The organism is Microbacterium rhizophilum, assembly GCF_039605615.1.
Lineage (GTDB): Bacteria > Actinomycetota > Actinomycetes > Actinomycetales > Microbacteriaceae > Microbacterium > Microbacterium rhizophilus.
In genome coordinates this window covers 482,309-502,319 of record NZ_JBCNUN010000002.1, presented here as the reverse complement: position 1 = coordinate 502,319, position 20,011 = coordinate 482,309, and the positions used below count along the sequence as shown (strand labels likewise).

At 74.6% G+C, this 20,011-nt stretch carries 17 protein-coding genes; 10 read left to right on the top strand and 7 right to left on the bottom strand.

What is annotated here, in order from left to right; translation table 11 throughout:
- The first annotated feature begins 14 nt into the window (after window positions 1-14).
- The 6 genes from manA to AAD528_RS06230 all read left to right on the top strand — a co-directional run bounded on the left by manA (window position 15) and on the right by AAD528_RS06230 (window position 7,113).
- Complete coding sequence (gene manA, locus AAD528_RS06255; protein ID WP_345751187.1) at window positions 15-1,196, top strand: mannose-6-phosphate isomerase, class I; 1,182 nt, start codon at window positions 15-17, stop codon at window positions 1,194-1,196.
- 158 nt (window positions 1,197-1,354) lie between these two features.
- Window positions 1,355-1,678: a WhiB family transcriptional regulator gene (locus AAD528_RS06250; RefSeq protein ID WP_345751186.1), complete on the top strand. Its 324-nt coding sequence runs from the start codon at window positions 1,355-1,357 to the stop codon at window positions 1,676-1,678.
- Window positions 1,679-2,133: 455 nt separating this feature from the next.
- The gene (locus tag AAD528_RS06245; protein ID WP_345751185.1) at window positions 2,134-4,959 is read left to right on the top strand and encodes a glycosyltransferase; all 2,826 of its coding nucleotides are present in this window, start codon (window positions 2,134-2,136) and stop codon (window positions 4,957-4,959) included.
- Complete coding sequence (locus AAD528_RS06240) at window positions 4,956-6,368, top strand: DUF5719 family protein (RefSeq protein ID WP_345751184.1); 1,413 nt, start codon at window positions 4,956-4,958, stop codon at window positions 6,366-6,368. The genes AAD528_RS06245 and AAD528_RS06240 overlap by 4 nt, the downstream gene beginning before the upstream one ends.
- 42 nt (window positions 6,369-6,410) lie before the next feature.
- Window positions 6,411-6,851 carry a hypothetical protein gene (locus tag AAD528_RS06235; RefSeq protein ID WP_345751183.1) on the top strand — a complete coding sequence of 147 codons (441 nt, stop codon included), beginning with the start codon at window positions 6,411-6,413 and terminating at the stop codon, window positions 6,849-6,851.
- A gap of 55 nt (window positions 6,852-6,906) precedes the next feature.
- Complete coding sequence (locus AAD528_RS06230) at window positions 6,907-7,113, top strand: DUF3499 family protein (RefSeq protein WP_345751182.1); 207 nt, start codon at window positions 6,907-6,909, stop codon at window positions 7,111-7,113.
- A gap of 217 nt (window positions 7,114-7,330) precedes the next feature.
- Here AAD528_RS06230 and AAD528_RS06225 read toward each other — a convergent pair whose 3' ends face one another.
- The gene (locus tag AAD528_RS06225; protein WP_345751181.1) at window positions 7,331-8,176 is read right to left on the bottom strand and encodes an RDD family protein; all 846 of its coding nucleotides are present in this window, start codon (window positions 8,174-8,176) and stop codon (window positions 7,331-7,333) included.
- Between the two features lie 16 nt (window positions 8,177-8,192).
- Between AAD528_RS06225 and AAD528_RS06220 the strand changes: the two genes are divergently transcribed.
- The gene (locus AAD528_RS06220; RefSeq protein ID WP_345751180.1) at window positions 8,193-9,188 is read left to right on the top strand and encodes a stage II sporulation protein M; all 996 of its coding nucleotides are present in this window, start codon (window positions 8,193-8,195) and stop codon (window positions 9,186-9,188) included.
- 51 nt (window positions 9,189-9,239) lie between these two features.
- On the opposite strand, the gene AAD528_RS06215 is transcribed toward AAD528_RS06220, so the two are convergent.
- The 6 genes from AAD528_RS06215 to AAD528_RS06190 all read right to left on the bottom strand — a co-directional run bounded on the left by AAD528_RS06215 (window position 9,240) and on the right by AAD528_RS06190 (window position 15,626).
- Window positions 9,240-10,031, bottom strand: a complete 792-nt coding sequence (locus AAD528_RS06215; protein ID WP_345751179.1) for an aquaporin — start codon at window positions 10,029-10,031, stop codon at window positions 9,240-9,242.
- Between the two features lie 90 nt (window positions 10,032-10,121).
- Window positions 10,122-11,456 carry a DUF58 domain-containing protein gene (locus tag AAD528_RS06210; RefSeq protein ID WP_345751178.1) on the bottom strand — a complete coding sequence of 445 codons (1,335 nt, stop codon included), beginning with the start codon at window positions 11,454-11,456 and terminating at the stop codon, window positions 10,122-10,124.
- Window positions 11,457-11,466: 10 nt separating this feature from the next.
- On the bottom strand, window positions 11,467-12,459 hold the full coding sequence (locus AAD528_RS06205; RefSeq protein ID WP_345751177.1) for an AAA family ATPase: 993 nt from the start codon (window positions 12,457-12,459) through the stop codon (window positions 11,467-11,469).
- Window positions 12,460-12,490: 31 nt separating this feature from the next.
- On the bottom strand, window positions 12,491-13,687 hold the full coding sequence (locus AAD528_RS06200; RefSeq protein WP_345751176.1) for a DUF4350 domain-containing protein: 1,197 nt from the start codon (window positions 13,685-13,687) through the stop codon (window positions 12,491-12,493).
- Complete coding sequence (locus AAD528_RS06195; protein ID WP_345751175.1) at window positions 13,684-14,361, bottom strand: DUF4129 domain-containing protein; 678 nt, start codon at window positions 14,359-14,361, stop codon at window positions 13,684-13,686. The genes AAD528_RS06200 and AAD528_RS06195 overlap by 4 nt, the downstream gene beginning before the upstream one ends.
- A complete protein-coding gene (locus tag AAD528_RS06190; protein ID WP_345751174.1) occupies window positions 14,358-15,626 on the bottom strand; it encodes a DUF7847 domain-containing protein in 1,269 nt (422 codons plus the stop codon). The genes AAD528_RS06195 and AAD528_RS06190 overlap by 4 nt, the downstream gene beginning before the upstream one ends.
- A 122-nt stretch (window positions 15,627-15,748) precedes the next feature.
- Here AAD528_RS06190 and mtrA point away from each other — a divergent pair, with 122 nt between their 5' ends.
- The 3 genes from mtrA to AAD528_RS06175 are packed head-to-tail and all read left to right on the top strand — an operon-like array spanning window position 15,749 to window position 19,922.
- Entirely contained in the window at window positions 15,749-16,444 is a 696-nt protein-coding gene (gene mtrA, locus AAD528_RS06185) for an MtrAB system response regulator MtrA (protein ID WP_345751173.1), read from the top strand.
- A 5-nt stretch (window positions 16,445-16,449) separates the two neighbouring features.
- Window positions 16,450-18,204: an MtrAB system histidine kinase MtrB gene (gene mtrB, locus AAD528_RS06180; protein ID WP_345751172.1), complete on the top strand. Its 1,755-nt coding sequence runs from the start codon at window positions 16,450-16,452 to the stop codon at window positions 18,202-18,204.
- Window positions 18,201-19,922, top strand: coding sequence for an LpqB family beta-propeller domain-containing protein (locus AAD528_RS06175; protein ID WP_345751171.1), 1,722 nt, complete (start codon window positions 18,201-18,203; stop codon window positions 19,920-19,922). The genes mtrB and AAD528_RS06175 overlap by 4 nt, the downstream gene beginning before the upstream one ends.
- Window positions 19,923-20,011: the final 89 nt, after the last annotated feature.

Genomic DNA, 20,011 nt, shown 5'->3' with positions numbered 1-20,011 from the left:
CATACCCTGGGGTCGTGCTCGTACCGATTGCCAACGCTCCGCGCGACTACGCCTGGGGGTCGCGCTCCCTGATCGCCGCCCTGCAGGGACGCCCCGCCGCGGACGATCCCGAGGCCGAGATCTGGTTCGGGGACCATCCGTCCGACCCGTCCGATCTCGCGGACGGATCCGGCCTCACGCTCGACCGCTGGATCGCCGACGAGGGCGCCGCGCACGGGGTGGCGGGACGGCTGCCGTACCTGCTCAAGCTGCTCGCGGCCTCGTCCGTGCTGTCGATCCAGGTGCACCCGTCCAAGGCGCAGGCCGAGGAGGCGTTCGCACGCGAGGCGTCGCTGCCCGCAGAGGTCGCGCGCAACTACGCGGACGACAATCACAAGCCCGAGATGATCGTGGCGCTGTCGGACCGCTTCGAGGCCCTGTGCGGCCTGCGCGAGCTGGACGCCACGGCCCGCCTGCTCGAGGCGCTCGGGGAGCCGGCCGAACCGCTGCGGCGCCGGGTCGGCGACACGGAGGGCCTCGCGGCGACGATCGGGTGGCTGCTGTCGGGCGATGCGCAGGACCTCGTCGATGCGGTCATCGGCGCGCTCGCCGACGCGCAGTCGACCGAGTTCGCGGCCGAGCTCGCCAACGCGCGCCGCCTCGCCGTCTGGTACCCGCGGGACCCGGGCGTGGTCGTCGCGCTGCTGATGAACTTCGTGGTGCTGCACCGCGGCGAGAGCGTGTTCCTCCGCGCCGGCATGCTGCACGCGTATGTCTCCGGCCTCGGCGTCGAGCTCATGGCCGCGAGCGACAACGTGCTGCGCGGCGGGCTCACCCCGAAGCGCATTGACGTCGACGAGCTGCTGCGCATCCTGGATCCCACGCCCGGGCCCGTGCCGGTGGTGCTCCCCGTCGCGGCCGACAACGGCACGCGCGGCGTGGAGGCGTTCCCCGCCGACGTGCCGGACTTCGCGCTGCTGCGCGCCCGCGTGTCCGAGCAGGCGGACGCCGCGATCCGCCCGACCGGCCCGCTCATCGTGCTCGCGACCGTCGGCTCGGTCGTCGTCCAGGGGGCGCACGCCGCGATCGAGCTCGCGCCGGGACGCGCCGTGTTCGTGACGCCGGATGAGCCGGAGGTCCGGATCTCGGGGACCGGCGAGGCGTTCATCGCGCAGCCCGGTCACGCGCCCGCGGCCGGGGTCGAATCCGCCGCCTGATGAAGCGCGACACGCCGGGTGCGACACGCCGAGGCGCGTCAATGAAGGTTCATGTCTCGGTTGAGGCTTTACGATCTGCGGCTTGATCTTTGCGAATGACACGGGTGTAATTACTTCCACGACATCGCCCGGCGGGGCCAGAGGAGTGGGAGAGCGAAATGTCCTCATCGCAGTACCGTTCCGGCGTTCCGGACAACTGGTTCGTCGATCCGGTCAACCTGGGCGTTCCCGGCGTCCGCGCGCCGCAGCCCGAAGAGGACAGCGCGCTCGCCTGGCAGAGCGACGCGCTCTGCGCTCAGACCGACCCCGAGGCGTTCTTCCCCGAGAAGGGCGGCTCCACGCGCGACGCCAAGCGCATCTGCACCTCGTGCGACGTCCGCAACCAGTGCCTCGAGTACGCGCTGCAGAACGACGAGCGCTTCGGCATCTGGGGCGGCCTCAGCGAGCGCGAGCGCCGCAAGATCAAGCGCGCGGCTTCCTGATCCCCGCTTCGCGGGGTAGTGCAGGCGGGCGTGATCGATCGCTCGCGCCCACGCTTCGCGTGGGCACTCTCGAATCGATGGCTGTCGCAGGCTCCATCCGCGACGGGCGTCGCGTCCGTGAGATGGTCGGCATTCGCTTCGCTCAACGCTCGCTTCGCTCGCACGGCTCGCACTGCCGGTTATCGAGCCAGCCGCAGGCGAGTCGAGATGATCCGCTTGCATCGGTGAGCGGCTTCGAGCCCGTCGGTGCGCTTGCGCATGGGATGGCTGTTCCCGCCCGGTGACACGGGGGACATCGGTGTCTCCACCACCCGTCATCGAGCGAGCCGTGGGCGAGTGGAGATGACCGCGTCGCGCGCGGAGTCGGTTCGTGTTCCGTCGCCTCGCCGCAGTCTTGGGGTTTCCGGCGCGTGCCGCCGGATCCCGGATGACGCCCGCTTAGAGTGGCCCGCGTCATGCCGCCTGCCGTACACGCCATCCTCGTCGCGCGCGCCACCCCCGAGGCCGCCGCCCAGCTCGAACGCACCCTGGCCGCCCTGCGCGCGCAGGAGCGCCCCGTCGACGCCCTGACCGTCGTCGTCTGCGGCTCCGCGGAGCGGATGCGCGCCCAGATCGACGCGTCCGGCGCCGAGGGCGCGATCGAGGCTCCCGCCGGCACGTCGTTCGCGTCGGCCGTGCGCCTCGCCGCCGCCCGCGTGCCCGAGGGGCGCGCGGTCTGGCTGCTCGCGCACGACACGCAACCCGAGCCCGGGGCGCTCGCGGCGCTGTCCGCCGCCCTCGAGCGCGCGCCCTCCGTCGCGATCGCCGCGCCCAAGCTCGTCGACGCCCGCGACCCGTCGGTGATCATCTCGCTCGGCGTCAGCATGACCCGCTTCGGCCGCACCGTTTCGCTCGCGAGCGGCGAGTACGACCAGGGCCAGCACGACGGCCCCGACGACGTGCTCGGCGCCGATCTGCGCGGCATGCTGCTGCGCGGCGACGCGCGCGCCCACCTGCTTCCCGATCCCGCGCTGGCGGGCGCGGACGAGGGCCTCGACATGGGCGTGCGGGCCCGCCTCGGCGGTCGGCGCGTCGCGCTCGCCCCCGGCGCGCGCGTGCACGCCCCCGTGGGCGGCATGGCCGGCATCTCGGAGCGCCCGATGGCGCGCGAGTACGCGATCCGCACGGCGCAGCTGCACCGGCGCCTCGCGTACGCGCCGGCGTGGGCGGTGCCTCTGCACTGGCTGTCGCTGCTGCCGCTCGCGCTGTGGCACACGATCCTGCACCTCATCGCCAAGGCGCCCGCGCGCGTGCCCGCCGAGTGGGCCGCCGCGTCGACCGTGATGGCCCGGATCCCGTCCATCTCGCGCTCGCGTCGCGAGATCCGCGCCGTGCGCACGGGGCCCTGGGCCCAGATCGCGCCGCTGCGGGCGACCAGCGCCCAGCTGCGCGAGCACCAGGATCCGGACGGCGGCGAGCCCGTGGTCCGGCGCGAGCTGCGCTTCTTCTCCGGTGGCGGCGCCTGGGCCGTGCTGGCGGCCCTCGTGGTCTCGGTCGCCGCGTTCCTGCCGCTGCTGGCCTGGCCGGTGCTCGGAGGGGGCGGGCTGCTTCCGCTGCGCGACACGCTCGCGGGCCTGTGGGCCGACGTCGGGTATGGGCACCGCGCGACGGGACTGGACGCCGTCGGACCCGCCGATCCGTTCGCGGCCGTGGTCGCCGTGCTCGGCTCGCTGTCGCCCGCGCATCCCTCGTTCGCGCTCGTCATCCTCTGGGTGCTCGCGCTGCCCCTCGCGGTGCTCGGCGGGTGGTTCGCGGCGACGCGCGTGTCCGACCGCTCCGGCGTGCGCGTGACGGCCGCGGTGGCGTGGGCGCTGGCCCCCACGTTCCTCGTCGCGCTCGTGGAGGGCCGGCCCGCCGCGGTGCTGCTGCACGTGCTGCTGCCGTGGCTGTTCTTCACCGCCTCCGTCGCGCACCGGTCGTGGGGCGCGTCCGGCGCGGCGTCCATCCTGCTGATCGGCGTGCTCGCCTCCGCGCCGTCGCTTGCTCCCGCCCTCGCGCTGCTGTGGGTGCTCGCGCTGCTGCTGTCGATCGCGTTCCGGCTGCGGCGCGGCTTCGCGCGCGTGCTGTGGCTGGTGATCCCGAGCGCCGTGTTCTTCCTGCCGCTCGTGCGGGCCCAGCTCTCGCGCGGCACGCCCTGGGCGCTGCTGGCCGATCCGGGCCGGCCGTGGCCCGGCACCGAGGCGGCGGGACCGCTGCTGCTCGCCACCGGCTTCCCGACCGCGGATCCGGGCGGCTGGGGCGCGATGCTCTCGTGGCTGGGCGCCGCCGACCCCTCGGCCGCCTGGGTGCCGCTGCTGCTCGTCCCGCTCGCGCTGCTCGCGCTGGCCGCGCCCCTCACGCCCCGCTGGCGGGCCGGGATCGGCGCCGTCGTGATCGCGACCGCGGGGCTCGTCGGCGCCCACCTCGTCTCGGGCGTGCAGGTCTCCGCGAGCGGATCCGCACCGGTGCCGGTCTGGCCGGGCACCGGACTCAGCCTCGCGTGGCTCGGCGTCGTGGCGGCGGCCGCCGTCACGCTCGACGCGGGGATCCGGCCGCGCGTCGCGGCACGCCTCGCGGCCGTGCTGGCCGTGGTGTGCGTCGCGGCCGTCGCCGTGCCCGCCCTCACGGCGGTCGCGCGCGACGAGGCCCAGCTGACCAACGGCCCCGCCTCGACGCTTCCCGCGTACGTCACGGCGCGCGCCGCGGACGAGCGCGACCTCGGCACGCTGGTGCTGACCGCGCAGCCGGATGGCGGCGTGGGCACGCGCCTCGTGTGGGGCGCGAGCGAGACGCTCGGCGGCCAGTCGACGCTGCAGGCGACGGATCCGGTCGCCGACGTGGCGGACCGCCTCCTCGCGGAGATCGCGAGCGACCTCGTCAGCGCGAGCTCGGGCCGGGTGCAGGACCGCCTGAGCGAGGCCGGCGTGCGCTTCGTGCTGCTGACCGCGGGCGAGACCGGGCCGGACGAGACGGATGCCGCGCGCACGCGCCGCCTGGACGCCATCACCGCCATCGACCAGCGCGCGGGCTTCGTGCGCGTGGGCGAGACCGCGAAGGGCGTGCTGTGGCGCCTCGACGCCGACCCGGCGCCGCGCCCCGCACTCGACGAGCGTCAGGTCGCGACGGCGCGCTGGATCGCGACGACCGAGGGCGTCGCGCTGCTCGTGGCGCTGCTGCTGGCGGTGCCGACGTTCGCCTCGCGCCGGGAGGCCCGGCGCACGCCCCGGGTGGTGGGTCGCGGATACGAGAGGACGGACGCGTGAAGATCGGACGCATCGAGATCACCGGCGCCCAGGGCACGCTCGGCGCGCGCCTGATCCTCGGGACGGTCACGGCGGTGGGCGCCGTCGTGGCCGTCACGGCCGCCGCCGCGGTGCCGTGGCCCGCGGTGTCGACGCCGCCCGCCGCGCTCGAGGTCACGCCGGCCCCGGCCGAGACGGTGCTCGCGTGCGACGGTCCCGTGCTGGCGTTGGGCCGCTCGGCGGAGAACGCGTCGGCGCTGTCGGTCGCAGCCGCCGCGACCACGACGGTCGGCAACGACCGCGGCGAGGAGCCCGAGTCGGACGCGATCGCGCAGCCGACGATCGAGGGCGAGGCCGCGGCCACCCGCTACGTGCAGCGCCCCTCTGGCCGCGAGCCCGTGTCCGCCGCGGCGGCCTCCTCCGCGACGCTCGACGACGCGGACCTCGCGGGCTTCACGGCGTCGGCCTGTCGTCCGCCGCAGATGGAATCGTGGATCGCCGGCGGCGACACCGAGACCGGCACCACGGGCATCCTGCTCATCGCCAACCCCGGGGACGTCAACGCGACCGTGCAGGTCACTGTGTACGGCGTCGCGGGTGCGGTCACGCCGCCCGGGGCGGAGGCCATCCCGGTCCCCGCGCGCACCCAGGTCGCGCTGCCCCTCGCGGGCCTGGCGGACGGCGAGCAGAGCCCCGTGCTGCGCATCACCGCGACCGGCGCGCCCGTGCGAGCGAGCCTGCAGTCGAGCCTCGTGCGCACGCTCGACCCGGGCGGGATCGACACCCAGTCGGCCGTCCGTCCCGCGACGACCCAGGTGATCCCGGGCCTGCGGGTCGTCGGCGACGCGGCCGAGACCGAGGGAGCCGCCACGATCGCGCGGCTGCTGTCCGAGTCGGACACGACCGCCACGATCACCGTGACCGAGGCCGGCAGCGGCGGATCGCCCGCGCGGGACCCCGAGCCGGTCCCCCTGAAGGGCGGTGCCCCCGCGGAGGTGAACCTCGGCGGTCTGGACGAGGGGGACTACACCGTCACGGTGACGGCGGACGCGCCGCTCGTCGCCGCCGTCTGGCAGACCACCGGCTTCGGTGAGGACGCGGACTTCGCCTGGAACACCGCGACCCCCGCGATCACGGAGGCCACGCTCGCGGCCGTGCCGGAGGGCGACGACGCGGCGCTCAGCATCGCGAACCCCTCGGACGAGGACATCACGGTGTCGGTCGCGGGCCAGGGCGACGACCCGCAGGACTTCGACGTCGCCGCGGGGGACACGACCGTGATCGACGTGGACGGCGGCCGGCTGTACACGATCGACCCGGGCGCGAAGGCCGTGCACGCGTCGATCGGCTTCGCGGGGGAGTCGGCGCTGGCGTCGATCGCGCTGTGGCCGGATGCGGCCCACCCGCGCCCCGTGGTCGTCTACCCGTAGCGCGTCGCGGGCGCGGCTCCCGATCCTGCGTAGGCTGGGGGCATGGCGCTCTGGGGACGGTCACGGCGGCCCGCGGCGCGCGGCGCCGCGGCGCGGCACGGCCGGCACGGACGCCTCGGCCGCAGCCCGGTCGTCCGACCCCCGCTGCCGCCGATCGACACGCGCCTCGAGCGCTTCGACGTCGCGGTCGGCGGCGCCGCCGAGTACCTGCGCGGCGCATGGCCGGAGCTTCGCGATGTGAGCTTCGAGATCGGCCGGCTGCCGCGCGAGGCCGACGAGGACGGCATCCCGCGCTGGACGATCGACCGCGAGCGGCGCCGCATCGTGATGCACCGGATCCCGATCGAGCGGCTGAACCGCCTGCACCGCGTCGACGAGGTGCAGCGCCGCATGATGATCGAGGGCGAGGTGTTCCGCGCGGCGGCCGAGTACCTCGACCGCGACCCGTGGGACCTCGGCCCCGACCGCTTCCGCTTCTTCTGACCTCCCCCGGCGAGGCGAGGCGGCGCTCTCGCACCCGGAACGTAGGGTGAACGGGATGCGTGAGAGAGTGTGCTCGAAGGTGGGTTGCGCCCGTGAGGCCGTGACCACCCTGACCTACGACTACGGCGACCAGATGGCGGCTGTCGGCCCCCTGGGCGCCGCGAACGACCCTCACGCCCACGACCTCTGCGCGATCCACACCGACCGGCTGTCCGTGCCGCAAGGCTGGACCGTGGTGCGGCACGAGACCCTCCTCTCTTAGCTCGCTGCGCTCGCCCTCGACCGCGTCGGGCACCGCTTCGCGGCGCCGCTCCGCGTTCGAGACGCCGTCGCTTCGCTCCGTCGGGAGGCGTGCGCTTCGCGCCCGCGATTCGCTTCGCTCCACGCTCGCTTCGCTCGCACGGGGGTTGCGGTGAGCCGCCGTCGGCTCGGGCTCGGGCTCGGGCTCGGGCTCGGGTTCGGGGTCGGGCGCGCTCGAGTCAGCGGGAGAGGCGGGCGACGCGCTCGGCGCGGACCGTGATGGCATGCAGCTCGCGGCCGCGGCGGACCGCGACGACCGCGCGCAGCAGCGTCTCCGGATCCACCGCGGGCACGGGGGAGACGTGCGGGCGCACCTGCGCGGCGAGATCCTCGGCCACGCGCACGCGCGCCCCGGGGTGCATGCTCTCGGCGCCCGCGGCGAACCGTGCGATGCGGCGCGCGAGGTGATCCGGCAGGCGTCCGACGTCCGCGATCGACGCCCAGTGCTCCAGGCCGTACGGCAGGGCGATCTCGCGCGGCGGCAGCTTCGGCGTGCGCGTGCGCTCGGCGTACGTCCCGGCCACGAGGTCGCCCAGGCGCTGTGAGCGGGGCGTGAAGGCGCCCACCAGCAGTGCGAGCCCGCCCACCGTGAAGTAGACCTCGAGCACGCCGAGCACCGCGCGGATGAACGCGTGGCGGAACGAGATCGCGCCGCCGTCGATCCGCACGATGCGTCCGCCGACCGCGAGCTTGCCGAGGCTGCGGCCGCGCGTGACGGTCTCGATCGCGGTGGGGACGATCACGAGCAGCACGACCAGCGTCGCGATCGTCAGGATCTGCATCACGCTCTCGGACAGCACGCCCGCATCGAGCAGCCCCACCATCGCGAGGACGACCAGCAGGAAGACCGCGAGCGTCGCCGCGATGTCGATCACGGCGCCCGCCACGCGCAGGATGAGACCGATCGGCTGCACGTCGAGCGCGACGGCCTCGCCCGTGAGGACCTCGTCGTGCTCGACCACCACGACGCCGGGGCGCCGGGGCGGGGCGGCGGGCGTCATCGCGGGGACGGCGTCGGTCGACATGCGTACAGTGAATCACGTGGACCTCGACGCCCTCACGACCGCACGGCGGGCCGAATGGGCGCGCCTCGACGAGCTCTCCCAGCGGCGCCGGCTGACGGGCCCCGAGGTCGACGAGCTGGTGGCGCGCTACCAGGCGGCGTCGGCGGATCTCGCCGACATCAAGACGTCGGCCGGCCGCTCGCCGCAGGGCGATCACGTGTCGACCATCCTGTCGCGCGCGCGGCTCGCCCTGACGGGCGCCTCCGACAACGTGCTGCGCCAGCTGCCGCGCTTCTTCCTGCACCAGCTGCCGGCGGCGCTGTACCGCGTGCGCTGGACGACGCTCGCCATCGCGCTGTCGTTCGTCGCGATCGTGGCGGTCTCCGCCGCATGGATCTCCGGCGATCCCGCGCTGATCGCGGCCCTCGGCCCCGAGGCCGAGCTCGAGCGGTACGCCGAGCACGAGTTCACCGACTACTACACGGACAACCCCGCCGCCGTGTTCGCGGGCATGGTGTGGACCAACAACGCCTGGATCGCGGCGCAGGCCGTGCTGTTCGGCGTGACAGGGATCTTCCCGCTCTACGTGCTGCTGCAGAACGCCGTCGGGCTCGGGACCGCCGCCGCCGTCATGACGGCGTACGACCGGCTGGACGTGATGATCCTGTACATCCTGCCGCACGGGCTGCTCGAGATGACGTGCGTTTTCGTGGCCGTCGCCGCGGGCCTGCACACCTTCTGGGCGTGGGTCGCGCCCGGCGCCCGCACGCGCGGCGCCGCGCTCGCCGCCGAGGGACGCGCGCTCGCGAGCGTCGCGATCGGCCTCGTGCTCGCGCTCGCGCTGGCGGGCTCCGTCGAGGGCTTCGTGACCGGTCAGCCCTGGCCGTGGTGGCTGAAGATCGGGATCGGCGCGCTCGCGCTCGGCGTCCTGCTGTTCTGGATGCTGTACCTCGGCCGCCGCGCGGCCCGTGCCGGCGAGACCGGCGACCTCACCGAGTACGAGGCGGGCACCCCCACGCTCGTCGCCGGCTGACGCGCGCCGCGACGCGCGGGCGTGCCGCGCGGGCGCTGCGTGCGAGATCCTCTAGGAAGAGACGTTCACCCCGTCGAACAGCGACCGGTAGGCGAGGCCCGCGAGCATGGCGCCCGCGATCGGGAACAGCAGGAACACCCACAGCTGGGCGAGCGCCTCGCCGCCGCCGTAGATCGCGGCGGCGATCGAGCGCGCGGGGTTCACCGACGTGTTGTCGACGGGGATGCTGATGAAGTGGATGAGCGCGAGCGTCAGGCCGATCGCGAGGCCCGCGAAAGGCGTGCCGCGGGTCGGATGCGTGACGCCGAGGATCACGAGCAGGAACAGGCCCGTGAGCAGGAGCTCGGCGATCATCGCGGCGACCATGCCGAAGCCGGCGGGGGAGAGGTTGTCCCAGCCATTGCTGGCGAAGCCGCCGTCCTGGGCCGTGGTCAGCCAGTTCGCGGGACCGAACAGCCCGATCAGCACGAGCAGCGTGGTGGCGATCACGCCGCCGACCACCTGCGCCGCGATGTAGCCGCCCGTCTCGCGCCACGGGAAGCGTCCCGCGGCGGCCAGGCCCAGCGTCACGGCGGGGTTGAAGTGGCCGCCCGAGACGGGGCCGAACGCGTACGCGCCCACCACGACCGTGAGGCCGAACGCGAGAGCCACGGCGGTGTACACCGCCGCCGGCGTGTCGGTGAAGTGGTTCGAGGCGAACACCGCCGTGCCGACGCCGCCGAACACCAGCAGGAGCGTGCCGAACGCCTCGGCGACGAGCTTCGCGCTCGTGGCCGGCGCGGCCGGCGGGGTGTGCGCGAGCTCGGTCGGCTCGACGGGGAGCTCGGGCTTCGGATCGGACATGGGGGTTCCTCTCGTCGTCGTACCCTCCTGCATGCTGTCAGCGGCATGAGGATCCTGCAAAGAATGTGACGGATCAGGCGCCGGGGGCCATCAGAGCCGCCCCGCGGCCTTCAGCGCGAGGTAGCGGTCGGCGATGCGCGGGGGCAGATCGTCCGGCGACGCCGCGAGCGCCTCCGCGCCGGCGCGCGCGATCGCGCGGCCGACGCCCGCCGCGGTGCGCAGGGCGGCCTCCGCGGCGGCGGCCCGGTAGAGGTCGTCGACGGATCCGCCGCCGCGCGCGGTCGCCTCGAGGTCCGCGTCGGTCGCGGCGCCGACCAGGACGACCGTGCCCGCCCGGACCGTCTGCGGCAGGGCGCCGAGGAAGCCGCGGGCGGCGTCCGGGGCCTCCTGTGCCGTGAGCACGACCAGCAGCGACGGGTGCAGGGCCAGGGCGCGCGCCTGCGCGAAGGCCCCGTCCCAGTCGGTGTCGATGAGCTGCGCCTCGACGGGCGCGAGCGCGTCCACGAGCGCGGGCAGCAGCGCGGTGCCGTCGACGCCGGTCACCCGCGCCCGCACGACCCGGTCGAAGGCCACGAGGTGCACATGGTCGCCCGCGCGCGCCGCGAGGGCGGCGAGCAGCAGCGCGGCCTCGAACGCCGCATCGAGCCGGGTCCCGTCGCCCACGCGGGTCGCCGCCGTGCGGCCGGTGTCGATCACGATCACGACGTGGCGGTCCCGTTCGGGTCGCCAGGTGCGCAGCATCGTGCTGCCGGCGCGCGCGGTGGCACGCCAGTCGATCGAGCGCACGTCGTCGCCGCGCACGTACTCGCGCAGGGAGTCGAACTCGGTGCCCTGGCCGCGCACCTGGACGCTGGTGTTGCCGTCGAGCTCCCGCAGCCGCGCGATGCGCGAGGGCAGGTGGCGCCGGGAGTGGAACGGCGGCAGGATCCGGATGGCGCCGGGCGCGTCCATCCGCCGCTGCACGCCCGCGAGCCCCAGCGGGCCCGCGGACCGGATGACGGCGAACTCCGTGCGCAGCTCGCCGCGGCGCCGGGGCAGCAGCGGGATCGATGCCGCGCGGGACTCGTGCGGCGGCACGTCGAACCGGAGCCGCGTCGCGGGGGCGCCCGCCGTGGGCTGCCACGCGTCGCGCACGGTCGCGCGGATGCGGCGGCGGCCGCGGTTCACGAGGCGCAGGCGAAGCTCCACGCGCTCGCCGAGCCGCGCCCGCGCGGGACCCGTGCCCGCATCGCGCCCCGGGAACGTCCGCTGCAGCGCGAGCACGCGCGGATCCGGCGCGGCGAGCACGTCGGCGGCGACCAGCGCGGCGCACAGCACCAGCCACGCGGCCAGCACGAGCCACGGGTTCGCGCCCAGGGCGCTCAGCGGCACGAGCGGGATCAGGCCGGCGGCGACGACCCAGGGGAGCAGCGCGGTGACGTACATGCGGCGCCGGTCAGAGCGGCACGGGCGTCTGCTGCACGACCGAGTTCAGCACGGCGTCGACCGAGACGCCCTCGATCTCGGCGTCCGGACGCAGCCGGATGCGGTGGCGCCAGACGGGCACCAGCATGGCCTGCACGTGGTCGGGCGTGATCGCGGGGTAGCCGCCCAGCCAGGCCCAGGCCTTGGCGGCCGCCAGCAGCGCGGTCGATGCGCGCGGGCTGGCGCCGAGCTGCACGGACGGGCTCTGTCGCGTGGCGCGCGCGAGGTCGACGACGTACGCCAGCACGTCGTCCGTCACGGTCACGGCGGCGGCCGAGCGCTGGGCCGCGCGGATCTCCTCGGCCGTCACGACCGGGACGACCCCGCCGAGCTCGCGCGGCGTGAAGCCGTCGGCGTGGCGCCGCAGCACCGCGACCTCGGCGTCGCGCGGCGGCACGTCGATCAGCAGCTTCAGCAGGAACCGGTCGAGCTGCGCCTCGGGCAGTGTGTACGTGCCCTCGTGCTCGACGGGGTTCTGCGTGGCGCAGACGAGGAACGGATCGGGCAGCGGGCGCGTGACGCCGTCGGCGGACACCTGGCGCTCCTCCATGGCCTCGAGCAGGGCGGCCTGCGTCTTCGGCGGCGTGCGGTTGATCTCGTCCGCGAGCACGATGTTCGTGAACACCGGCCCCTCGCGGAACTCGAACTCGCCGGCCTTGGCGTCGTAGATGAGCGATCCCGAGACGTCGCCCGGCATGAGGTCGGGCGTGAACTGGATCCGCTTCGTGTCGAGCCCCAGCGCGCGGCTGAACGTGCGCACGAGCAGCGTCTTGGCCACGCCCGGCACGCCCTCGAGCAGCACGTGGCCCCGCGAGAGCAGCGCGATGAGCAGGCCGCTGACGGCGCCGTCCTGTCCCACGACCGCCTTGCCGACCTCGAGGCGCACGCGGTGCATCGCCTCGCGGAGCGCGTCGGCGCGCGGTTCGGCCTGCCCGGTCGCGGGGGCGTCGGCGGGGTTCTCCATACGGGTTCCTCTCGGAGGCGGGGACGAGGGGTCAGGCGCGCCCGTCGGCACGGGCCGCGTCGACGGCGTGCTCGAGGTCGCGCAGGCGCCGGCCGAAGACGGCCAGCTCGGCGTCGGTGGACGGGACATGGGTCAGGATCGCACGGGTCACGTCGGTCGGCGCGCCGAGTCGCGCGGCGGCCGCGTCGGCGACCTCGGCGGGCGCGGAATCGGGAGGCAGGCCCAGGCGGCGCGCCATGCGCGCGGCGGCGCCCGCGCGCAGCAGGTCGGCCGCGTGCGCGGGCTCGGCCGAGCGGGAGTAGAGGCGGGCCCGGCCCTCGAGCGTCTCGCTGCCGCGGACGGTGACGGGCAGCCGCTCGGCGACGAGCGGTCCGAAGCGGCGACCGCGCCACAGCGCGGCGGCCAGGCCCGCGAGCAGCAGCAGCACGATCGCGGGCGTGACCCACGGCGGCACGAGGTCGCCGAGCGTGGGGGCCGCGGCGGTGCCGTCCTCGGCGTCGGCGAGCGTGGGCACGTACCAGACGACGCGGTCGTGCGAGCCGATCAGCCCGAGGCCCAGCGCGGCGTTGCCCTGCTCTGCGAGGTGCGCGTTGCCGAACAGCACGGTGCCGTCGAGGATCGTGACGTGCCCCGCCCCGCCGGCCACGCGCAGCAGCGCGAAGCCGGAGGCGACCGGGTAGCAGCCCTCCGCCCCGGCGGGCGCCGTGAACGCCCGGCCGGGCTCGATCTCACCCGCGCGGCGCGCGGCGGGGAGGGCGCACCCCGGCGCGACCGGGCCGGAGCCGTAGCCGGCGCTCGCCGCACCCGGCACCAGCAGGTCGACGACGTCGCCGTCCGCGTCCAGCACGACCGTGTCGCCGGCCGCGTCCACGAGGTCCCGGATCGTGTCGTGCGACAGCGTCCACGGATCCGTCAGCACGAGCGTCGTGCGGGCGTCGAGCAGCTCGCGCGTCTCGGCGCGTCGCGTCGTCGTGAGCACCTCGACGCCCTGATCGCGGAGGATGCTCACGATCGCGCGCGCCCCGTCGGCGCCCGGGCCGTCGGGATCCAGGGGCGGACGCGCCGTCCAGTCGCGCACGGCGAGCAGCGACAGGCCCCCGCCGAGCAGCAGCACCACGACGCCGAGCGCGATCCAGCCGAGCGCTCCGCGGCGGCGCTCCCGCCGCTCGGCGACGTCGGGGGCGAAAGGATCCGGATCCGTGGCCCGCTCGTCCATGGCGGCGGTCACGACAGCACCGCCTCGGGTGCGCGCGCCGGCGTCGCGCGGACGAGATCGTCGTCGAGCGAGGCGACGACCGCGTGCAGCTCGGCCGTGCCGCGGCGGCGCAGGTAGCGCACGTCGTCGAATGCGCGCGCCGCGGCGTCGAGCCCCTCGCCGTGCGCGGGGAAGGCATGCTCCGCGCGGCGGGCGAGCCCTCGCGCGGTGGTGCCGGGCGGCGCCTCCAGGATGCCGCGCTCCTCGAGGCCGCGCGCCAGGGCGCGGAACCGCAGCACGATCGCCTCATCCCAGTCGCCGGTCGCGGCGCTCGCCGCCGCGCCGGCCCGCAGCTGCGCGGCCGTGCGGCCCTCGGCCTCGCCGAACAGCAGCGACGACCGCTCGGCCGCGCGGTGCGCCAGCCGCGGACGGCCCCAGATCAGCACGGCCGCGACCACGAGCCCGAGCGCGATCACGATCGCCGCGACCGCGAGCACGGGGCTCCACTCCACGTCGCCGCGCGGAGCGAGCAGACCCTCGAGGAAGTCGCCGATCGCCTGCGCGATCCGGTCGAACGGCGTGGGCTCGGCGGCCGCGTACACGGGATCGGCCAGCTCCCGCTCGGCCCACTCCCGCGCGTCGTCGCGATCCGGATCGAGGACGGCCGAGACCAGCACGGGCGCGCTCGCGAGCACCGCTGTGATCACGACCCGCCGTTCGGCGGGTACGGGTGCGGCGGCTGCTGCGGCGGGTACGGCGGGTGCCCCTGCTGCGGCGGGTACGGCGGGTACCCCTGCTGCGGCGGGTACGGCGGGTACCCCTGCTGCGGCGGGTAGGGCGGCTGGCCCGCGTAGCCCGGCTGCGGGTACGGCTGCGGCGCGAACTGCTGCGGCGGCGGCGTCCAGGCCGGCCGTGCGGCGTACCCGGCGTACGACGGGTCGTACGCCCACGAATCCGGCAGCGCCGTGGATCCGAGCTCGCGCTGCTCGACGTAGGCCTGCAGCCGCAGGTCCAGGGCCTCGCGGCGCATGCGCGCGTCGATGTACATCAGCGCCCCGCCGGTGCCCGACACGATCGTCCCGATGGCCGACACGAGCAGCTGCAGCGCCGCGCTCAGCAGGCTGATGGCGACGAAGACGCCGATCCCGGGGCCCGGATCCGTCGTGCTCTCGCCGAAGGGCATGAGCACCGTCGGCAGGAACGTCGAGACCAGCTGCAGCGGCGCCGAGACGATGCTCGAGGCGACGCCCATGATGACCGAGATCAGGATCATCACGCCGAACGTCGGCCAGAAGCGGCCGCGCGTGAGGATCCACGAGCGGCGGATGCCGCGGATCGGCCCCGCCTGCTCCAGCACGATCGCGGACGGGACGAGATAGAGCTTGGTGCCGAGCCACGCCCACAGGGGGATCGCCGCGAGGCCGAGCGGCAGCGCCACCAGCATCACGCCCCACTGCTCGGTCGCGCCGCCGAGCACGACCGGCACGAAGATGATCGCGACCACGACCAGCACCGCCACGAGCTGCAGGGCGAAGTAGCCCGTCAGGCGCCAGAACACCGGGCGGACGAGCGCCCACAGCGATCGCAGCGTCGCGCGCTCGCCGACCACCGCTCGCGACACCTCGGCGACGACCACGCCCTGCACCACGACGCTCAGCGCCGTCAGGACGAGCGTGATCAGGATCCCGACGACGATCGTGATCGCGACGGATCCCGCCATGATCGCGTCGAACTCGTCCGAGTTCTCCACGACGGTGTCCAGGCGGCTGAAGGTGAGGGCCGTGACGCCCGCGATGATCGCGAGACCGACGATGGAGGCGAGCGTCTGCACGCCGATGGCGAAGCCCAGCAGCACCTTCGGGTTGCCGCGCAGCGCGCTGAATGAGCGCCCCAGCGCCGTGCCGAAGCCGAACGGGTAGAGCGGGACGAGCCCGGCGCGCGATGCCGGTCGCCACGTGGTTCCCTGAGACATCGATCCCCTTCGCGAGCCGCCGGCGCGTGTCGTCCCCATCGTTACACAAGGGGACGGTCGTCTAGGCTGATCGGGATCTGACGTTCCCTCGCGGATCTCGAAGCAAAGGATCTTCGCCCCCCATGACCGCCCGCATCCTGGTCGTCGACGATGACACCGCCCTCGCCGAGATGATCGGCATCGTGCTGCGCACGGAGGGCTTCGAGACGCTGTTCTGCGCCGACGGCGAGCTCGCCGTCGACACCTGGCGGCAGGAGCGCCCGGATCTGGTGCTGCTCGACCTGATGCTTCCCGGCAAGGACGGCACCGAGATCTGCACCGAGATCCGCGCCGAGTCGGGCGTGCCGATCATCATGCTGACGGCCCGCGCCGACACGAACGACGTCGTGGGCGGCCTCGAGGCCGGCGCGGACGACTACATCGTCAAGCCGTTCAACCCGAAGGAGCTCGTCGCGCGCATCCGCACGCGGCTGCGCCCCGCGACCGAGGCCACCAACGACGTGCTGCGGATCGGCGACCTCACGGTCGACGTCGCGGCGCACGAGGTGCGACGCGGGCCGAGCCCGATCGCGCTGACGCCGCTCGAGTTCGAGCTGCTCGTCGCCCTCGCGTCCAAGCCGCAGCAGGTGTTCTCCCGCGAGGAGCTGCTCGAGCAGGTGTGGGGCTACCACTACAAGGCCGACACGCGCCTCGTGAACGTGCACGTGCAGCGGCTGCGCGCCAAGATCGAGCTCGATCCCGACAACCCCCGGATCGTCACCACGGTGCGGGGCGTCGGCTACCGCGCCGGCGCGGTCTCCGACGCCGCCGCGTCCTAGCGGCCATGCCTCCCGCAGCGACTCCCGCCCTGTTCGCGTGGCGCTCGCCGCGGACGTGGCCCGTCGTCGCGCTGCAGCTGTGGAACCGGTCGCTGCAGTTCCGGACGATCCTGATCACGACCGCGCTCACCGCGATCACGATCACGGTCGCGTGCCTGTGGATGGCGCTGGCGATCCAGAACGACCTGTTCGACAACCGCCGCGACGAGGTCCTCGCCGACGCCTCGCGCGCCGTCACCGAGGCGCAGCAGACGCTCGACTCGGCCGAGGTGGCCGGCAGCCGCGCCCAGATGCAGGTGCTGTGGAGCTCGGTGCTCGCGGACGTCCGCCGCCTGGCGTCGACCGACCAGATCGCGGGCTTCCGCATCGACGACGCCCCCGCCGCGCTCGCGCCGCCGGACTTCGGCTACGGCGGGCTCGCGGCCGAGGCCGTGACCCCGGGTCTTCGCGAGCGCGTGCAGACGCAGCCCAAGTCGCAGTGGTGGCAGTCGATCGGCATGACGCAGGCCGACGGCCAGGAGGTCGCGGGCATCATCGTGGGCCAGCAGCTGCGCGTGCCGGCGGTGGGCCCGTACGAGGTGTACCTCGCGTACGACCTGGCCGACGAGACCGAGACGCTGCTGTTCGTGCAGCGCACGCTGTGGGCCTCGGGCATCGCGATGGTGCTGATCGTCGTGGCGATCCTGTGGCTCGTGACGCGCTCGCTCGTGTCGCCCATCGTGGAGGCGTCGGGCACCAGCGCGCGGCTCGCCTCGGGCGACCTCAAGGTGCGCATCCCGGTGCACGGGGAGGACGAGCTGGCGACGCTGGCGCGCTCGTTCAACGGCATGGCCGACAGCATCGAGTCGCAGATCCACGAGCTGGCCGAGCTCTCGCTCGTCCAGCAGCGCTTCGTGTCCGACGTGTCGCACGAGCTGCGCACACCGCTGACGACCATCCGGCTCGCGGCCGAGATCATCAACGACCGGCGCGGGGAGTTCGACCCGGCCACGGCGCGCGCCTCCGAGCTGCTCTACACGCAGGTCGCCCGCTTCGAGGAGCTCCTCACGGACCTGCTGGAGATCAGCCGCTACGACGCCGGATCCGTGCAGCTCGAGCTGGAGGCCACGAGCCTCGCGCACCTCGCGGAGGAGGAGCTCGAATCCATGCGCCACGTCGCCGAGCAGCACGGCACGGAGCTGCGCTTCGTGGCGCCCGGCGGCTACTCGCCGGTCGACATGGACCCGCGGCGCGTGCGGCGGATCCTGCGCAACCTGCTCGGCAACGCGATCGAGCACGGCGAGGGCCGGCCCATCGTGGTCACGGTGGACAGCAACCCGGTCGCCGTGGCCGTGGGGGTGCGCGACTACGGCCTGGGGATGTCGCCGGACGACGCCGAGCGCGTGTTCGACCGGTTCTGGCGCGCGGATCCCTCCCGCAAGCGCACGCTCGGCGGCACGGGGCTCGGGCTGTCGATCGCGCTGGGCGACGCGCGGCTGCACGGCGGCACGCTGGCGGTGTGGTCGCAGCTGGGCGGCGGCACGAACTTCGTGCTGACGCTCCCACGGGCCGAGCACGGCGCCGCACTGCCGGAGCTCGAGTCGCCCGTGCCGCTGGAGCCGTCGGACGAGTCGCTGCACGCGGCGCTGGGGCTGACGCAGCCGATCCTGACACTCGACGTCGCCGAGACCGAGGGCCTGGCCGACGTCGGCGAGGTGCGGGAGCTGCGGGACATCGACGGGGTCGGCGCCCGCCACCCGGAGAAGGGGGATGCGCGATGACGGGCCCCGAGGCGATCCTGCGCCGCGGCCGGACGGGCGTGCTGCTCCTCGCGCTGATCCTGGCGCTCGCCGGCTGCACGAGCTTCGCGACGTCCGGAGAGGTGCGAGCCGGGCTCGAGCCGGGAGCCGCCCCCGAGGAGCCGCCGCCGCAGTACTTCGCGGGCGCCCCGACGCGGGGCGCGACGCCCGAGCAGATCGTGACGGGCTTCATCGAGGCGGCCATCTCGCCGCTGGACAGCTGGAAGACCGCGCGGCTGTACCTCGCGGGCGATCTCGCCGAGACCTGGCGCCCGGAGGCGGGCGTGCTCGTGGACGTCGCTGACGACCGGCGGTACACCGCCTCGGAGGACGCCGTGACGCTCACGGTCGATCCCACCGCGACCGTGGACGAGCACGGCAGCTACACGTCCTCGTCCTCCGGCGCGGTCGAGCTGGGCTTCCGGCTCGCGCAGCGCGACGACGGGGAATGGCGCATCGTCGAGGCGCCCGACGGCATCGTGCTCGACCGCCAGAACTTCCCCGACGTGTACAGCGACCATCAGCTGGCGTACTTCGATCCCACCTGGACGTACCTCGTGCGGGACGTGCGCTGGTTCCCGGCGAGCGGCAACACCGCGACGTACATCGTGCGGGAGCTCGTCAACGGCGCCCCCAGCCCGTGGCTCGCGGGCGCGGTCGCGAGCGCCTTCGCACAGGACATCGACCTGCAGACCGACGCCGTGCCGGTCGACAGCGATCAGGTCGCGCACGTGGGGCTCAACGCGGTCGCGTCGGGGGCGGATCCGACCGCGCTCGGGCGGATGGTCACGCAGCTCGAGGCGAGCCTCACGAACGCCGACGTGCAGGCGGTGCGCGTGACGATCGAGGGCGAGGACTCGCCCGTGCAGGTCGAGCCCATCCCCACGGCGCAGACGCGCCCAGACCCGCGCGCGCTCGTGCTGCGCGCGGGGGAGTTCGGCTTCCTGTCGGGCTCCGAGCTCACGCCGATCGACGGACTGAGCCGGGAGCTCCAGGACATGGAGGGCACGATCCAGTCGATCGCGGTGTCGCCCGACCAGTCGGTGGCGGCCGTGCAGCAGTCCACCGGCGTGGTCTACCGCGTGACGTCCGACAGTCCCGACGCGCTGGACAGCGCGCGGGACGGGCTGATCCCGCCGATGATCGATCCGTTCGGCTACATCTGGACGGTCCCGGCCGACGAGCCGGACGCGATCACCACGTGGGATCCGGATCTCGAACCGTCCGCACTCGACGGGGCCTGGCCCGAGGCGACGAGCGTGCGGGAGATGGCCATGTCCCGCGACGGCTCCCGGATCGCCGCGCTCATCACGACGGGCGGTCAGCACGTCGCGGTCGTGGCGAGCGTGCGGCGCGACCGCGACGGCCGTCCCACCGGGCTCGGCGGCGCGATGCGCCTGACGACGCTGCCGGAGCCGGGCGTCTCGATCGCCTGGATCGAGGATGCCCGCGTGGGCATCGTGTCGGGTTCGGGCCAGACCTGGTACGCGATCGAGCAGCAGGTCGGCGGGCCCAGCGAGCGGTCGGACGCGCCCCCGGGGATCACCTCGATCGAGTTCGGCACGCAGGACTCCTCCGTGCGCCTGCTGGGCCAGGACGGCCTGATGTACGGCCGTCGATTCTCGTCGTGGCAGGAGACCGGCTCCGACGTGTCGGTGCTCGCGACGCAGATGGGCACGCCGCGCGGCGCGGAGGAGTAGCCGTCGCAGGAGCGGCGGGTCGTCCACAGGCGGGATACCGGCGGGATGCGTCCGGAGGCGCGTCCGCGCGCCCGCGCAGCGGCGCACGG

What these genes read in the sequence shown, in the direction of transcription:
- AAD528_RS06205 (WP_345751177.1), bottom strand. Translation starts at nt 12,459, where the DNA reads ATGGAGAACCCCGCCGACGCCCCCGCGACCGGGCAGGCCGAACCGCGC.
- mtrA (WP_345751173.1), top strand. Translation starts at nt 15,749, where the DNA reads ATGACCGCCCGCATCCTGGTCGTCGACGATGACACCGCCCTCGCCGAG.
- AAD528_RS06190 (WP_345751174.1), bottom strand. Translation starts at nt 15,626, where the DNA reads ATGTCTCAGGGAACCACGTGGCGACCGGCATCGCGCGCCGGGCTCGTC.
- AAD528_RS06210 (WP_345751178.1), bottom strand. Translation starts at nt 11,456, where the DNA reads ATGTACGTCACCGCGCTGCTCCCCTGGGTCGTCGCCGCCGGCCTGATC.
- mtrB (WP_345751172.1), top strand. Translation starts at nt 16,450, where the DNA reads ATGCCTCCCGCAGCGACTCCCGCCCTGTTCGCGTGGCGCTCGCCGCGG.
- AAD528_RS06245 (WP_345751185.1), top strand. Translation starts at nt 2,134, where the DNA reads ATGCCGCCTGCCGTACACGCCATCCTCGTCGCGCGCGCCACCCCCGAG.
- AAD528_RS06225 (WP_345751181.1), bottom strand. Translation starts at nt 8,176, where the DNA reads ATGTCGACCGACGCCGTCCCCGCGATGACGCCCGCCGCCCCGCCCCGG.
- AAD528_RS06235 (WP_345751183.1), top strand. Translation starts at nt 6,411, where the DNA reads ATGGCGCTCTGGGGACGGTCACGGCGGCCCGCGGCGCGCGGCGCCGCG.
- AAD528_RS06175 (WP_345751171.1), top strand. Translation starts at nt 18,201, where the DNA reads ATGACGGGCCCCGAGGCGATCCTGCGCCGCGGCCGGACGGGCGTGCTG.
- AAD528_RS06230 (WP_345751182.1), top strand. Translation starts at nt 6,907, where the DNA reads ATGCGTGAGAGAGTGTGCTCGAAGGTGGGTTGCGCCCGTGAGGCCGTG.
- AAD528_RS06250 (WP_345751186.1), top strand. Translation starts at nt 1,355, where the DNA reads ATGTCCTCATCGCAGTACCGTTCCGGCGTTCCGGACAACTGGTTCGTC.
- AAD528_RS06215 (WP_345751179.1), bottom strand. Translation starts at nt 10,031, where the DNA reads ATGTCCGATCCGAAGCCCGAGCTCCCCGTCGAGCCGACCGAGCTCGCG.